Raw genomic sequence first — 15053 nt, forward strand, 5'->3', positions numbered from 1 at the left:
GCAGGACGCGGTCCGTCCCTCCGCCGATCTGGACCCGTGATGCCGCCGTTGCTGCACCGTCTTTCCCGCCCCGTCACCGCGCCGATCCGACGCTGGGTCCTGGATGCGTTTCCGCGTGGGCAGAGCGGCATCGACTACGACCATCCACTGGGCGATCCCGGCTGGTTCGGGCCGCACAGCGTGACCTGGCGGATGCACGCCGAACTGCCCTCGATGCTGGCCGGCGGCCTGTGTGCACTGATGCTGCAGACGCTGCACCCGCGCGCACTGGCCGGTGTCTACGATCATTCCAATTTCCGCCAGGACTTGGTCGGCCGCCTGCGCCGCACCACTGCCTTCGTGGCAGGCACCAGCTACGCACCGGCAGGTGAGGTGGAAGCGCTGGTGGCCAAGGTGCGGCGCATCCACGCGCAGATCCGCGGCCATACCGCGCAGGGCGAGCCCTATGCCGCTGATGATCCGCACCTGCTGACGTGGGTGCATGTGACCGAGGCCTACGGCTTCCTGCAGGGCTATCGCCGCTACGGGCGTGAAGTGCCTGCCGCGATCGCCGACCGCTACTACGACGAATACCGCTGCGTGGCCGAAGCGTTGGGCGCGGTGGATGTGCCGCGCAGCGAGGCGGAAGTGGATGCGTACTTCTGCGCGCGGCAGCCGGAGCTGGTGGTGGACGAACGCTCGCGCGAAGTGCTGCAGGTGCTGTCCGGCGTGCGCCTGCCGGTGCCGGTGCCCGGCCTGTCACGCGAAATTTTCCTCGGTGCCGGTGCCGCGCTGCTGCCGGACTGGGCCGAGGGCATGCTCGAGCGCAGCACGCGCCAGCGTGCACAGGCAGCGGCGTCGGCCAAGCTGATGCAGGGCATGGCGCCGCTGTTCCGCCGCGCGTTGCCCGACGGCCTGGCGACCCGCGCCTGCACACGGGTGGGTGTGCCGGTGGACGTGTTGCGCGAGTGGCCGGCATTGCTCCGGTAGATGCCGACCTTGGTCGGCGCGCCGCCGCGCGGCGCCGCATCCACGCCATGCGTGGATGCCGGAAAAACGCCAACCAAGGTTGGCGTCTACCCATGGAAACGAAACGGGCGCCTTTCGGCGCCCGTTCGCGTTACATCACCAGACCTTGACCCGCTTGTCCGGGGCCAGATACAGCTTCTGGCCTTCCTTCACTTCGAACGCCGGGTACCAGGCGTCGATGTTGCGCACTGTCAGCGCGCGGAACTGGCCCGGTGCATGCACGTCGGTCAGCAGCGAATTGCGCAGCGCCTGCTCGCGGCTCTTGCTGCGCCAGGCCTGGGCGAAGCCGAGGAAGAAGCGCTGGTCGGGGGTGAATCCTTCCAGGGTCTGGCCCGGCTTGCCCTGTAGCGAGAGCTGGTAGGCGTCGTAAGCGGTGCCGAGGCCGGCGACGTCGGCGATGTTCTCGCCCAAGGTCAGCTTGCCGTTGACGTGCACGCCCGGGAACGGCTCATAGCTGCTGAACTGCGCGGCAAGCGCATCACCGGCAGCATTGAACTGCTTGAGGTCTTCGGCCGTCCACCAGTTGTGCAGCTTGCCGGTGTCGTCGAACAACGCGCCTGCATTGTCGAAGCCGTGGCTGATCTCGTGGCCGATCACCGCGCCGATCGCACCGTAGTTCACCGCGTCGTCGGCGGCGCCGTCGAAGAACGGCGGCTGCAGGATCGCCGCCGGGAACACCAGACGGTTTTCCAGCGGCACGTTCATCGCATTGATGGTCTGCGGCAGCATCGCCCACTCGCTGTGGTCGACCGGCTTGCCCAGCTTGGCGATGTTGCGCCGGTACTCGAACAGTTCGGCGCGCTGCGCATTGCCCAGGGGATCATCGCGGCGGATATCCAGGCCGGTGTAGTCGCGCCACTTGTCCGGATACCCCATGCCCACGGTCAGGCCGGCGACCTTGGCCTTGGCGCTGGCCTTGGTCTGCGGTGACATCCAGGCCAGTGCATCGATGCGCTTGGCGAAGGCGGCGATGATGTTCTTCGCCATCTCGTCGGCACGTTCCTTGGTCTTCGCATCGAAGTGCTTTTCGACATAGCGCTTGCCGATGGCCTCGCCGACCGCATGGTTGGCGTCATCCACCGCACGCTTCCAGCGGTCGCTCTGCTGCGGCGTACCGCTCAACGCGGTGCCGTGGAAGGCGAAGCGCGCATCGGCGAACTTCTTCGGCAGGTAGGCGGCGGCGCGGTCCAGCGCGTGGAAGGTCATGTAGTCCTTCCAGGCATCCAGCGGCTCGGTGGCCACCAGTTTGGACAGGCCGGCCACGGCCTTGGGCTGCCACACGATGAAGTCCTGCTGCTGGCCGAGCGCGGCAGCGTCCAGGAATGCGGCCCAGTCCATGCCCGGCGCCTTGGCGTTGAAGTCGGCCTGGGTCCAGGGATTGGCACCCTTGGTCACGTCATTGGTTTCTTCCTGCGTGGCGTGCGCCTGGGCGATCTTCGTTTCCAGGGCGAGGATGCGCTGCGCCTTGCCGGCCGGGTCGGCCACGCCGGCCAGCTGCAGCACCTCCGCGATGTAGGCCTGGTACTGCTTGCGCAGTTCGGCCATGCGGCCACCCCCCAGGTAGAAATCGCGGTCCGGCATGCCCAGGCCGCCCTGCACCAGGTACGGCGCGGTGCGGTCCGGTTGCAGCAGGTCCACCGAGACCCACAGGCCAAACAGGCGGTCGGTGTAGAAGTTGGTGGCGTTGAGCAGGTCGACATCGGCGCGCACCTCGCCGCCGAGGGCGCGGGCCAGGCCGGCCTTGTCGGCGATCGCATCGATGTTCTTCAGCTGCGGCTGCACCGGTGCCAGGCCGCGCTGCTCGATACCAGCCTCGTCCATGTAAGCGGCATAGTAGTCACCGATCAGCTTGTCTTCGCCGCTGGCCTGGGCATTGCCGGCAGCCCCTTCCAGGATCGCGCGGGTATCGGCCTGGGTCTTCTCGGCGATCACGTTGAAGCTGCCGAAGCGCGAGCGGTCCGCCGGAATCTCGGTGTTCTTCACCCAGCTGCCGTTGGCGAAGCCGAAGAAGTCTTCACCGGCGGCGATGCTGCGGTCCATGCCACTGGCATCGAATCCAAAGCTGCCCAGCATCGGCTTGGCGGCAGCGGGTGTCGCCTCGGCCGGTGCGGCGGTGCCGGCGGCCGGGTCGGCCGGGCGGTCGCAGGCGGCCAGGGACAGGCTGGCAACGATGGCCAGTGCCAGGGTGGGGCGGCGCAGCTTGGACATGGACTTCTCTTGCGGCGGAAAACTCCAAGTCTAATCCGCTGCGGGCCGGCTGGACGTGCTCGGCAAGGCCAGCACTGTGCGTGATCTGGCTGAACACGCAGCAGCGACCTTCACGCGGTCATCGGCGTGGTGCATGCTGCGGGCTGGATGTCCGCAGCACCCGGGGGAGGGCGCATGCAGGACGGATCGAGGCGTCAAGAATGGCGTCCGCCGGCCGTTGAGGTCGGGGATGTGGAGGAAACGTTCGCGCATGAAGTCAGCCGACTGCACAGGGAAGACCGACCGATGCCGGCGCTGAGACACGCGCTGGCCCGGCCGTTGCGTGCCATTACCTGGGGCGGCGTGGTGCTGGGCGTGCTGCTGGCGGTTGGCCTGGCTGCAATGTTGGCCAACGACTACCAGCGCCGGCTGGAAGCCGCGCAACGGCAGAGCCGGGCGTTGGCGATAGGCAGCGAGCGCCTGTTGGCACTGGAACTACGCAATCTGGAACGGGCGATGGGTGGCATAGCTGCCGATGCAGCCGAGCTGTTCCGCACAGTGCCTGTGCAGACGCCCGCGCTGCTGAACTCGGCCATTGCCGGCGTGCTGCGCCGACACGCCGAACTGCACAGCATCGTCGTGCTCGATACCCATGGCCGCGCCCTCACGGCCGGCAAGGGTGACCTGCAGCTGCCGCTGTGGACAGATCCGCAGCGTCGCGGGCAGGGCAGTGCGCTGTACATCGGGCCGCCGCAGCGTGCCAGCGATGATGGCTGGGTGGTACCGCTGGCGCTGCCGATGGCGGGCGATCGCTGGCTGCTGGCACGGCTGCGCTGCGGCGAACTGCAGCGGATCGTGGGTGGTCTGGATCTGGGGCCGAGTGGCCTTGCCTCGATCAGCGACGCCGACGGCTACATGTTGGCCCGTGTCCCTGATCCGCATGGCACCGTCGGCCGCCGCTATGCGCTGCCGGCACGAAAGCTGCTGGGCCGGCAGGCGGTGGTCGAGCTGGGCACCGTTCCCGGCGCGGTGGACCAGATATCGCGCATCTCCACCATCAGTACCCTCGAACACAGCCCCTTGGCGGTGCAGGTGGGCCTGGCCAACGAGGATGTGCTGAAGCCATGGTGGCCGTATCTGCAGGCAGCGGTCGTCATCGTGCTGGCCTACGTGGCGCTGCTGCTGGCACTGCTGTATGCGGTTCGCCGCAGCACGCATCGGCAGCAGTCGATGGCCGAAGAACTGCATACCGGCCACGCCGAACTGCGCCTGGCGCACCAGGTGGGCCGCGTATGTACCTGGTATGTCGACGAAGACGCCGCGCTGCTGCGCTGGTCACCGTTGGCGCGGGAAATCTTTGGCGTGCAGACCGATGCGCTGCCGGTGGCCGAATTCTTCGCCCGCGTCCACCACGATGACAGCACACGCATGCAGCAGGCCTTCGACCAGGCCTTCGCCGGCACTGCGGTGTTCGACGAAGAATTCCGCCTGGTGCTGCCCGGCGGTGCCGTGCGCTGGGTTGCCGCGCGCGGCCAGCGGGTGGCGGTTGCCGATCGGCAGCGGCGCATGATCGGCGCGCTGACCGACCTCAGCGAGCGTTACCAGGCACACGAACAGATGCGCCAGGTCGAGCGCCGCTTCCGTCTGCTGTTCGATCGCAACCCCGCGCCGTTCTGGGTGTTCGATCCGGACACATTGCGCTTCATCGAGGTCAACGAGGCGGCCGTGCAGCAGTACGGCTACAGCCGCGATGAATTCCTGGCGATGAGCATCCTCGACATCCGCCCGCGCGAGGGCTGGGACGAGGTCAAGGGGGCCATCGCGCAGGTGCGCAGCGGTGAACTGCAGGATGCTGCCGTTCGCCTGCACCAGCGCAAGGATGGCACGGTGTTCGAAGTGCGCGTGCACCTGTCGCAGCTGGATTTCGACGGCCAGCCCGCATGCCTGGTGCTGGCCGAGGATGTCAGCGAGCGCTTGGCTTACGAACGCGACCTGGCCTATCACGCGCGCCACAACCCGGCCACGGGCCTGCTCAACGTGCGTGCACTGAGCGAACAGCTGGACGAGCAGGCTGGCGCCTACACCATTGCCTATGTACAGCTGCGCGGCCTGCAGCTGGTGGCCGATACGCTGGGCCGCGAGATCGGCGATGCGGTTCTGCAGTCGATGGCTTCGCGCCTGGGCGGACTGGGCGCGCGCTTCGGCCTGCTCGCGTTCCAGCCGGCGGAGGACTTCGTGCTGGCGATCGCGCCGGAACACAACACCCAGCGCGTGCTGGACGATCTGCTGCAGATCGTCTCCGCACCGATGCGCGGCCAGGATTCGCTGCACCAGTTCGAACCCCGCATTGGTGTGGCGGTACATGACGCCGATGCAGGCCACAGTGCGGAACAGGCGATCGGCATGGCCGCGCAGGCGGCGCACGCGGCCCGCGCCGAAGGCAACGTGGTGGCCTGGTTCGATGCGGCGGTGACCACCCGCCTGGCCGATCGCCTGCGCCTGGCCGGTCGCATCCATGCGGCCATCGACAACGAGTTCCAGCTGTACTTCCAGCCGATCCGGCACGCCAGCGATGGCAGCCCGGCGTCACTGGAGGCGCTGCTGCGCTGGCCGCAGGCCGATGGCAGTTTCATCCCGCCCAGCGAGTTCATCCAGTTGTGCGAGGACACCGGTCTGATCCTGGCGCTGGGGCGCTGGGTGATCCGTGCGGCGGCACAGGCACAGCGGCGTCTGGTCGAAGCGGGGTGGGGCGAGCTGTCGATCGCGGTCAACGTGTCGGCGGTGCAGTTCTTCAACAGTGATCTGGTGGCCGAGTTCGCACGCGCGCAGCAGGATTTCGGCCTGGCCCGCGGCGCACTGCACGTGGAGCTGACCGAGAGCAGCCTGATGCGCAAGCCGGCACAGGCGATGCAGACCATGCAGCGCCTGCACGAGCAGGGCATCAGCGTGTCGCTGGACGATTTCGGCACCGGCTACTCGAGCATGTCCTACCTGCAGCACCTGCCGCTGGACATCCTCAAGATCGATCGCAGCTTCGTCGCCGACGTGGAAACCAATCCGCGCAACGCGTCGATCTGCCGGGCGCTGCTGTCGCTGGGCCACAGCATGGGGCTGACGATCATCGCCGAGGGCGTGGAGACGCCGGGGCAGCTGGATTGGCTGGCCGCGCATGGCTGCGACCAGGTGCAGGGTTACCTGCTGGGGCGGCCGGCACCGCTGGAGAGGATCATCGCGCAGCTGGATGAGGTAGCCGCCTAGGCCGCGATTCGCGCTCGCCGGGCATGGCCCGACGGACGCACCCTCACACCCCGGTTTCCACCAGGTAGTCGATGAAGCTTCGCACCTTCGGTGCGAGATGGCTGCGGCTGGTGTAGACGGCGAAGATGCCGATCGGCGCGGCTTCCCATTCCGGCAGGATGCGCACCAGGCGGCCATCGGCAAGCGCTTCTTCCAACAGGAAGTCGGGCTGCAGGATCACGCCCATGCCGGCAATCGCCGCTTCGCGCAGGACGTCGCCGTTGTTGGCGCGCAGCAGGGTGGTCACTGCCACCTTCACTTCGCCGCCGGGTCCCTGCAGTGGCCAGTGGTCGCCAGCGGCCCAGTAGCTGTAGCCGAGGCAGGCATGCGTCTGCAGATCCTCTGGTGCCTGTGGTGTTCCGTGTGCGGCCAGGTAGGCCGGTGCGGCACACAGGCTGATCCGCGATTGGCCCAGGCGTCGTGCGATCAGGGTCGGGCCTGGCTCGCGGGTGATGCGGATGGCCACGTCGTAGCCTTCTTCGACCATGTCCACCAGGCGGTCAGACAGCGCCAGGTCCAGTTCGACCTGCGGGAAGCGCTCGCGGTAGCCGGCCAGCAAGGCACCGAGGCGGGCGATGCCCCAGCTGACCGGTGCGTTGATGCGCAGCGTGCCGGACGGCTCCAGCGCCTGCGCGCCGATGCTGGCCTCCAGCGCATCGAACTCGGCCAGCAGGCGCACGCACTGCGCGTAGTAGGCGGCGCCGGCGCTGGTCGGGCTGACCCGGCGGGTGGTGCGGTGGAGCAGGCGGGTGGACAGGCGTTTTTCAAGCGCAGCGACCTGGCGGGTGACGCCGGCCGTGGACAGGTCCAGCGCCTGTGCGGCGGCGCTGAAGCCGTTGCGTTCGACCACCGTGACGAACACGCGCATGGCATCCAGGGTGTCCATTGTTGCGCCTTTTGAAATAAATACGGTCGATTCATCGTATTTATCATCGAGGGAGGGCGCAATAACCTGTGCCCTGTCCCCACCGAGGTGCCCCATGAACGCTACCGCCGCTCCCCTGTCTCCGCTTGCCCCGTATGCCGCGACCCTGCTGCGGCTGGCCCTGGGCGTGTTGTTCCTGGTCCATGCGCTGACCAAGCTGCTGGTGTTCACCCCGGCAGGTACCGCTGCCTTCTTCGAGTCGCTCGGCCTGCCCGGCGTCCTGGGCTACCTCACCATCGCCGTTGAACTGACCATTTCCGCAGCGCTGCTGCTCGGCATCTACGCGCGCTGGATCGGCCTGCTCGGTGTGCCGCTGCTGCTGGGCACCATCGTGACGGTGCACGGCGGCAACGGTTTCAGCTTCGCCAACGCTGGTGGCGGTTGGGAATACCCTGCGTTCTGGGCGCTGGCGCTGGTCGTGCTGTTCCTGCTTGGCGATGGCCGCTGGACCCTGCGTTCGCGCTGAACGTCCCCCGGCCCGCTGCCTGTTCCTGTGATTGGAGAAGATCATGTCCCGCCTGCCTTCGCTGTACATCTCCCACGGCTCGCCGATGACCGCCCTGCATCCGGGCCAGGTTGGCGTGCGCCTGGCCGAGCTGGCCCGCGACCTGCCGGCACCGCGTGCGATCGTCATCGCCTCGGCGCATTGGCTGGCCCGGCAGCCGCTGGTCGGCAGCCATCCACACCCGCCCACCATCCACGATTTCGGGGGCTTCCCACGCGAACTGTTCGAACTGCAGTACCCGGCGCCGGGTGATCCGGCGTTCGCCGAAGACGTGGCGGGCCGCATCGCCGCCGCAGGTCTGCCGGTGGCACTCGATCCGCAACGTGGCCTCGACCACGGCGCGTGGGTACCGCTGCGCCTGCTGCACCCGCAGGCCGACATCCCGGTGGTGCCGCTGTCGATCCAGCCAATGCTGGGCCCGCAGCATCAGTTCGCGCTGGGCCGTGCGCTGGCGCCGCTGCGCGAACAGGGCGTACTGCTGATCGGCTCGGGCAGCATCACCCACAACCTGCACGACTGGGGCAACTACCAGGACGGCAAGCAAGCGCCCTACGTGCGTCCCTTCATCGACTGGGTGGAGCAGCGGCTGGCCGCCAATGACCGCGATGCCCTGTTCGACTACCGCCGACAGGCACCGTTTGCCGAGCGTGCGCATCCCACCGATGAGCATCTGCTGCCGCTGTACTTCGCGATGGGTGCGGCGGGCGAGGGCGGTTTCGGTGCGCAGCGCATCAATGCCGGTATCGACGCCGGCTTCCTGGCGATGGACCTGTACCGCTTCGATGGCACAGGCCGCGCTCGGGAAGCGGCATGAGCCGGCTGCTGCCAGGGCTTGAATGCCCTGCACAAGGACACGTGCAGGGTCGGGTGAGCACACTGGCCCGGCCCGGGTAGCGCTTGCTGTCGCGGTCCTGACGCGCATTCAGATGGCTGGCCGCAGTGGCGGCCTGCTGTGTTAAGTTTTTTCCCGTCCCCCGGCGCACTCCGGTTTTTCCGGCCCCACGCGCCGCTCCTGGAAGAAGCATGCACACCATCGAAGTCGTCCTGGCGATGCTGGTGGCCGTTGTCGCCAGCGGCTACCTGGTTCGCGTCCTGCCATTCTCGTTGCCGCTGCCGCTGGTACAGATCGGCCTCGGCGCGGTGATTGCCGGGGTATTCAACCGCGGCCATGCACTGGAACCGGAAGTGTTCTTCCTGCTGTTCCTGCCGCCGCTGCTGTTCCTCGATGGCTGGCGCATTCCCAAACAGGGCCTGTTCCGCGACAAGGGCGCGATCCTCGAACTGGCGTTCGGGCTGGTGGTGTTCACCGTGCTCGGCGCGGGCCTGCTGATCCACTGGATGATTCCGGTGATGCCGCTGGCGGTGTGCTTCGCGCTGGCCGCGATCGTGTCGCCGACTGATCCGGTGGCGGTCGGCGCGATCGCTGCCAAGGCACCGATTCCCAAGCGCCTGATGCACATCCTGGAAGGCGAGTCGCTGCTCAACGATGCCTCCGGCCTGGTCTGCTTCCGCTTCGCGGTGGCGGCGGTGATGACCGGTACCTTCTCGTTGGCGACCGCCTCGCTGACCTTTGTGTGGGTGGCGGTGGCCGGCCTGGCCGTCGGCGTGGCGGTCACCCTGGGCGTGTCCACGTTCCAGCGCTGGTTGTGGCGCCGCTTCGGCGAAGAGCCCGGCGCGGCGATGCTGGTCAACCTGCTGATCCCGTTCGCGGCGTACCTGCTGGCCGAAGAGATCAACGCCTCGGGCATCCTCGCTGCGGTCGCAGCGGGTATTTCCATGAGCTACGTGGAAATGACCGGCCGCGTGTCCGGCAGCATGCGCGTGCAGCGTGCCGGCGTCTGGAACATGCTGCAGTTCAGCTTCAACGGCATCATGTTCGTGCTGCTGGGCGAGCAGTTGCCGGGCATCGTCGAACGCGCCACCACCACCATGAACGAGAGCGGCCACCAGAGCGCGTGGTGGCTGCTGGTGTACGTGCTGGTGATCAACGCGACGCTGATCGCGCTGCGCCTGCTGTGGGTGTGGCTGTCGCTGCGCTGGAACCTGCTGCGCGCGCGACGCCGCGGCCTGGAGCGTGGCGAGGCACCGAACTGGCGCATCGTGGTGGCCACCTCGGTGGCGGGTGTGCGTGGTGCGATCACCCTGGCCGGTGTGTTGACGCTGCCGCTGTTCCTGCCTGATGGCAGCCCGTTCCCGGCACGTGACCTGGTGATCTTCCTGGCGGCCGCGGTGATCCTGTGCTCGCTGGTTGGTGCCAGCGTGGCGCTGCCGCAGCTGTTGAAGGGCCTGCAGCTGCCGGCCGATTCGGGTGAGCGCAAGGAAGAGGATCTGGCCCGCAAGCTGTCCTCGAAGGCCGCATTGGCGGGCGTGGAGCGCATGCGCCAGCAGCTGGTGCTGAACCAGAACACCGAGAACGTGCAGCTGTACAACGACGCCGCATCGCGGGTGAGCCTGCTGTATCAGCGGCATCTGGACCGCGACAACCCCGATGTGGATCCGGAAAAGGTGAACCGGATGGAGGTCGGCTACCGCCAGCTGCGCAGCGCCGGCCTCAATGCCGAACGCGAGGAACTGTTCCGGCTGACCCGCCGCGGCGTGGTGTCTGACGAGATCGCACGGCGGCTGATCCGCAACCTGGACCTGCTGGAATCGCGCAAGCGCGAGTGACCGGTATGCCGATCGGGGTCAGATCCCTTTCCGCAGGAAAGGGATCTGACCCCGCCCCGGGACGGCCGGTTACTCCGGCTTCTGTTCCAGGAAATATGCCTCGACCTTGCCCTTGACCTTGATGGTCATCGGGTTGCCGCGACGGTCGCGGGCCTTGCCGGCCTGCACGCGGATCCAGCCTTCGCTGACCGAGTATTCCTCGACGTTGTCGCGCTCGACATCGTTGAAGCGCACGCCGACGCCGCGCTCCAGGGCCTGCGCATCGTGGAAGGGGCTGGCCGGGTTGATCGCCAGGTGGTCGGGAGGGGTATCGCTCATCGCTTCATTCACAGTGACGGCCACCACGGCCGGCTTCAGCGGTACAGGATAAACCGTAGAATGCCCACCTGCTCCCGAGGACGTTCCGCCATGCCTGACAACAGCGACTATTTCGACTTCGAGGAAGACGCCCACGATTTCGACGAGGACGATTTCGAGGCGCGGGTCTGGAACCTGCTCGTGCTGATCAATCCGGGCGACGAAGAGTTGGCCCTGCAGCAGTTCAACCGCTGGCGCGAGCATCTGTCCGAGGACGGCCAGCCGCTGGAAGCCGACAGCGATTGGCTGCCGGCACTGTTCACCGCCATCGCCTGGCAGTCGGGTTTCGAGGTCGAGCGTGATGACTTCGATTCGCTGCAGTCGGCGGTGAACGAGCTGTCGGCGCGTTTCAACCTGCAGCTGGACTGGGGTGGCGACCTGGACGATGAGGACTTCGCCGCAGACCTGGACGGCGTGCAGCTGATGAGCACCGCCTTCGACCGCCTGCGCGAGCACAACTACACGCTGTGGAGCGTGGATGCCGGCAACGACGGCTTCAGTGGCTGGATGGCGCTGACCCGCGATGACGACGCCCTGCTGGCGCTGTGCTCGCTGCTGAACGTGGAAGTGCGGCTGGGCAGCGACCCGTTCTGAGCTTCACCGGTAGCGCCGGGCCATGCCCGGCGGCTTCTCGCCGCGCTGTGCGCTCGCCGGGCATGGCCCGGCGCTACCCGTACCCGCCTATGGCCGGTACTGCGCCCTGGCATTCGCGATCACCGCTTTCACCTGCGCGCGATCCACGTGCCGGGAAATGGCCACCGCACCCAGCGCAAGCGCCTGCGCACGCAGCTCGGCGGTGACATCGTAGTGCGCCCCGCTGGCCTTGTTCTGGAAGGCTCGCGAGGGAATGCCGAGCTGCGCCGCCATCGCGTGCAGCTCGGCCAGGGTATCGGCCATCAGGTGCGCCCAGCGCTGACCGCGCCAGGGATGCACCGCGTCATCGACGTAGACCGACACCGCCGCCGCCGGATCAGGCCTGCGGCTTGCCGTCGGCGTCGGCGGCCGTAGCGGCCTCGGCGTCGGCAGCGCCTTCGGCGCCGTCAGTGTCCGCAGCTTCATCGGCAGCTTCGCCTTCGGCGGCTGCGTCTTCAGCCTGCTCGCTGGCGAACTCGGCCACCAGCTTGTCCAGGTATTCCTCGGCGGTCTGGCCCGCTTCTTCGGCCAGGGTGTCGAGCAGCTTCTGCATCAGCTCGGAATATTCCAGGGTAACCTTGCGGCCTTCGGTTTCCTGCACGTTGGACAGGTGCTTGAGCATGGCCAGCATCGGCACCGGGTTGTCGGCGTTGCCCATGGTCTGGCCGCCGATGGCCAGCAGCCACTCGCGGCCCTGCAGGCCGATGGCGGCCACGGCCTGGCCGTCCTCGTTGACCAGCACGGCATGGTTCTGCACCTGCTGCTGGGCGTTCAGACGGAGGAACGGACGCTTGGCCTGCTGCTTCTTGCGCTTGTCGCGCTTGGCCTTGGAGGACTGGGACATGGGGTGTAATCACCTGGAATCGGAAAGACCGCCATTGTAGCGGCCGCGCGTAGATGGGGTCAGATCCCTTTCCATGGGAAAGGGATCTGACCCCGGTTCAGCGCTGTGCGGACCAGGGCCCGCACCCACAGATTACTTTCCTGGCCCCTGCGCAGCCTGCACGTCCGGGTCCACGGTGGTCGCCGACAGGCCCACCTGCGGTCCGGCGCCGGCCAGCGCGGCTTCTTCGGCGGCCTTGGTCATCACCACGATGCTGATGCGGCGGTTGATCGGGTTCTGCGGGTCGGTCCTGTCGAACAGCACCGACGAAGACAGGCCGACCACGCGGGTGATCTTGCTGTCGTCCATGCCGCCATCGATCAGCGCGCGGCGCGCGGCATTGGCGCGGTCGGCGCTCAGTTCCCAGTTGCCGTAGCCGCGTGCGGCCGAATAGGCGGTGATGTCGGTGTGGCCGGTCAGGCTGATCCGGTTCGGCACGTGGTTCAGGTACTCGGCCAGCTCGTGCAGGATCTGCTGCGTGTACGGCTTCAGGGTGGCGCTGCCGAGGTCGAACATCGGCCGGTTCTGCTTGTCCACGATCTGGATGCGCAGGCCTTCCGGGGTCAGGTCCAGCAGCAGCTGGTCCTTGAACGGTTCCAGTGCCTGGCTGCGGCTGATCGCCTCCTGCAGTTCCTTCATCAGCGCTTCCAGCTGCTGCTTGTCGCGCTGCTGCTCGTCCACCGGCTGCGGAATCGCCTTCTGCTGATTCTGGAAGGGATCGTTGCTGTTGCCGCGCGAGACATCGGTAGCACCGCCCAGCTTGATCATCGAGGTGCTGGCACCGCCCGGCCCGGCCATGCCCGGCGCCGGCGTCGCGCTGGAGCCGACCAGCGGGCTGGGGTTGCGGAAGTATTCGGAAATGGCCGCGCGCTCGGGCTTGCTGGTGCTGGCCATCAGCCACAGCACCAGGAAGAAGGCCATCATCGCGGTCACGAAGTCGGCATAGGCCACCTTCCACGAACCGCCGTGGTGCGCGGCGTGGCCGGCTTTCTTGACCCGGCGGACGATGACGGTGGGCTTGGTCTCGGCCATGGCCTACTTGACCGTCTTCAGGTGCTGCTCGAAGTCGGAGAACGCCGGGCGAACGTTCGACGGCAGCGTCTTGCGGGCGAACTCCAGCGCGATCTTCGGGTTGTAGCCGCGCAGGCAGGCCAGCAGGGCGGTCTTCACCGACTCGTAGATGCGGCTGTCCTGCTCGGCACGGGCTTCCATCGCCGAGGCCATCGGGCCGACGAAGCCGTAGCCCAGCAGGATGCCGAGGAAGGTACCGACCAGCGCGCCGGCCACATGGCCCCCCACTTCGACGATGTCGCCGCCGATCGAGCCCATGGTGATGACGATGCCCAGCACCGCCGCCACGATGCCGAAACCGGGCAGGCCGTCGGCAACCTTGGTCAGCACCTGAGACGGCGCCATCGCTTCGGCGTGGTGCTTTTCCAACTCCAGCTCCAGCAGCGGCTCCAGCTCATGCGGCTCGATGTTGCTGCCGATCATCAGGCGCAGGCAGTCGGTGATGAAGTCGATCAGGTGGTGGTCGGCCTGCACCTTCGGGTAGTTGCCGAACAGCGCGCTTTCGGCCGGGCGCTCGACGTGGTCTTCCAGCGCCATGAAGCCTTCACGGCGGGCCTTGTTGAGCAGTTCGTACACCAGGCTGAGGACATCGATGTAGTCCTGCTGCTTGTAGCGCGGGCCCTTGAACACGCCGACCATGGCCTGCAGCGTCTGCTTGACTGTCTTGGCCGGGGTGCCGACCAGGAACGCACCCAGCGCGGCACCGCCGATGATGACCAGTTCGTAGGGCTGCCACAGCGCCCCAAGGCGGCCGTGTGCGCCGAGGTAGCCGCCCAGCACGCTGATGATGACGACCAGGAATCCAACGATGATGAGCATGGCGCGACGGAAGGAGGGGGGATATCTTCTTGTCGGCCTGACACCGGTGTTTCTGAAGAGGGAATTCTGTGAAGTCGATCAGTGGGCCATTGCGGCGGGTGTCAGCCCGCCACGCCGGCTTCCGCGCCGCCACGCTGCAGCGGATCGGGCCAGGGCTCGCCGTTGCCGGTGAAGGAAAGTGAGACCGAGTTCAGGCAATGGCGCTCGTAGGTGGGCGGCGGACCGTCCGGGAATACGTGGCCCAGGTGGCTGCCGCAGCGGGCGCAGGTGATCTCGGTGCGGACCATGCCATGGCTGCTGTCGCGGATCTCGCGCACATGTGCCGGGTCGAACGGAGCGAAGAAGCTGGGCCAGCCGGTGCCCGAATCGAACTTGGTGCTGGAGCGGAACAAGGGCAGGGCGCACAGCCGGCAGCAGTAGACGCCCTCGCGCTTGTTATCAAGGAATACCCCGCAGAACGGCGCCTCGGTGCCGTGCTGCAGCAGCACGCGGCGCTCCTCGGCGCTGAGCCCGGCGACCAGGGCGTCGGTCTGCGTGGCGGTGGGGGGCGTCAGATCGAAAGCGCTCATGCCGGCTCTCCGTGGGGTAATGGCCTGGGATGCCGCAGACGTGGGGGTGTCGGTACGTGCTTGCAAGTGTGACAGCCGTTCATGGCCGGCACACAGGGGCAGGCGCAGGGTAAACATGATCCACCCTGGAGC

The 15053-nt window shown here is 67.4% G+C and carries 14 protein-coding genes; 6 read left to right on the plus strand and 8 right to left on the minus strand.

Annotated elements, in window-relative coordinates:
* Positions 1 to 39: 39 nt before the first annotated feature.
* Positions 40 to 969 (plus strand): oxygenase MpaB family protein, encoded by a 930-nt coding sequence (locus ACEF39_RS02285; RefSeq protein ID WP_500286827.1) that lies wholly within the window; start codon positions 40 to 42, stop codon positions 967 to 969.
* A gap of 135 nt (positions 970 to 1104) precedes the next feature.
* On the opposite strand, the gene ACEF39_RS02290 is transcribed toward ACEF39_RS02285, so the two are convergent.
* Entirely contained in the window at positions 1105 to 3216 is a 2112-nt protein-coding gene (locus tag ACEF39_RS02290) for a M13 family metallopeptidase (protein ID WP_500286828.1), read from the minus strand.
* 174 nt (positions 3217 to 3390) lie between these two features.
* On the opposite strand from ACEF39_RS02290, the gene ACEF39_RS02295 reads away from it, so the two are divergent.
* Positions 3391 to 6453: a bifunctional diguanylate cyclase/phosphodiesterase gene (locus tag ACEF39_RS02295; RefSeq protein ID WP_500286829.1), complete on the plus strand. Its 3063-nt coding sequence runs from the start codon at positions 3391 to 3393 to the stop codon at positions 6451 to 6453.
* 43 nt (positions 6454 to 6496) lie between these two features.
* Here ACEF39_RS02295 and ACEF39_RS02300 read toward each other — a convergent pair whose 3' ends face one another.
* Entirely contained in the window at positions 6497 to 7378 is an 882-nt protein-coding gene (locus tag ACEF39_RS02300; RefSeq protein WP_500286830.1) for a LysR family transcriptional regulator, read from the minus strand.
* A gap of 94 nt (positions 7379 to 7472) precedes the next feature.
* Between ACEF39_RS02300 and ACEF39_RS02305 the strand changes: the two genes are divergently transcribed.
* From ACEF39_RS02305 to ACEF39_RS02315, 3 genes are all read left to right on the plus strand, one after another.
* A complete protein-coding gene (locus tag ACEF39_RS02305; RefSeq protein ID WP_108266276.1) occupies positions 7473 to 7883 on the plus strand; it encodes a DoxX family protein in 411 nt (136 codons plus the stop codon).
* Between the two features lie 43 nt (positions 7884 to 7926).
* On the plus strand, positions 7927 to 8736 hold the full coding sequence (locus tag ACEF39_RS02310) for a dioxygenase family protein (RefSeq protein ID WP_500286831.1): 810 nt from the start codon (positions 7927 to 7929) through the stop codon (positions 8734 to 8736).
* Between the two features lie 209 nt (positions 8737 to 8945).
* Positions 8946 to 10589 carry a Na+/H+ antiporter gene (locus tag ACEF39_RS02315; protein WP_500286832.1) on the plus strand — a complete coding sequence of 548 codons (1644 nt, stop codon included), beginning with the start codon at positions 8946 to 8948 and terminating at the stop codon, positions 10587 to 10589.
* Between the two features lie 69 nt (positions 10590 to 10658).
* On the opposite strand, the gene ACEF39_RS02320 is transcribed toward ACEF39_RS02315, so the two are convergent.
* Positions 10659 to 10907, minus strand: a complete 249-nt coding sequence (locus tag ACEF39_RS02320; protein ID WP_025878401.1) for a DUF3297 family protein — start codon at positions 10905 to 10907, stop codon at positions 10659 to 10661.
* A 90-nt stretch (positions 10908 to 10997) separates the two neighbouring features.
* On the opposite strand from ACEF39_RS02320, the gene ACEF39_RS02325 reads away from it, so the two are divergent.
* Positions 10998 to 11540 carry a DUF6630 family protein gene (locus ACEF39_RS02325; protein ID WP_025878402.1) on the plus strand — a complete coding sequence of 181 codons (543 nt, stop codon included), beginning with the start codon at positions 10998 to 11000 and terminating at the stop codon, positions 11538 to 11540.
* A gap of 87 nt (positions 11541 to 11627) precedes the next feature.
* Here ACEF39_RS02325 and ACEF39_RS02330 read toward each other — a convergent pair whose 3' ends face one another.
* The 5 genes from ACEF39_RS02330 to msrB all read right to left on the minus strand — a co-directional run bounded on the left by ACEF39_RS02330 (position 11628) and on the right by msrB (position 14921).
* Positions 11628 to 11903, minus strand: a complete 276-nt coding sequence (locus ACEF39_RS02330; RefSeq protein ID WP_180167766.1) for a DUF4031 domain-containing protein — start codon at positions 11901 to 11903, stop codon at positions 11628 to 11630.
* Positions 11904 to 11916: 13 nt separating this feature from the next.
* Positions 11917 to 12423 (minus strand): hypothetical protein, encoded by a 507-nt coding sequence (locus ACEF39_RS02335; protein ID WP_500286833.1) that lies wholly within the window; start codon positions 12421 to 12423, stop codon positions 11917 to 11919.
* Between the two features lie 132 nt (positions 12424 to 12555).
* Positions 12556 to 13494 carry a flagellar motor protein MotB gene (gene motB / locus ACEF39_RS02340; RefSeq protein ID WP_251472871.1) on the minus strand — a complete coding sequence of 313 codons (939 nt, stop codon included), beginning with the start codon at positions 13492 to 13494 and terminating at the stop codon, positions 12556 to 12558.
* Between the two features lie 3 nt (positions 13495 to 13497).
* Entirely contained in the window at positions 13498 to 14352 is an 855-nt protein-coding gene (motA, locus tag ACEF39_RS02345; protein ID WP_012509934.1) for a flagellar motor stator protein MotA, read from the minus strand.
* A gap of 101 nt (positions 14353 to 14453) precedes the next feature.
* Positions 14454 to 14921: a peptide-methionine (R)-S-oxide reductase MsrB gene (gene msrB / locus ACEF39_RS02350; protein WP_088099857.1), complete on the minus strand. Its 468-nt coding sequence runs from the start codon at positions 14919 to 14921 to the stop codon at positions 14454 to 14456.
* Positions 14922 to 15053: the final 132 nt, after the last annotated feature.

The sequence above is a fragment of the Stenotrophomonas indicatrix genome (assembly GCA_041545745.1).
Classification (GTDB): Bacteria; Pseudomonadota; Gammaproteobacteria; order Xanthomonadales; family Xanthomonadaceae; genus Stenotrophomonas; species Stenotrophomonas indicatrix_A.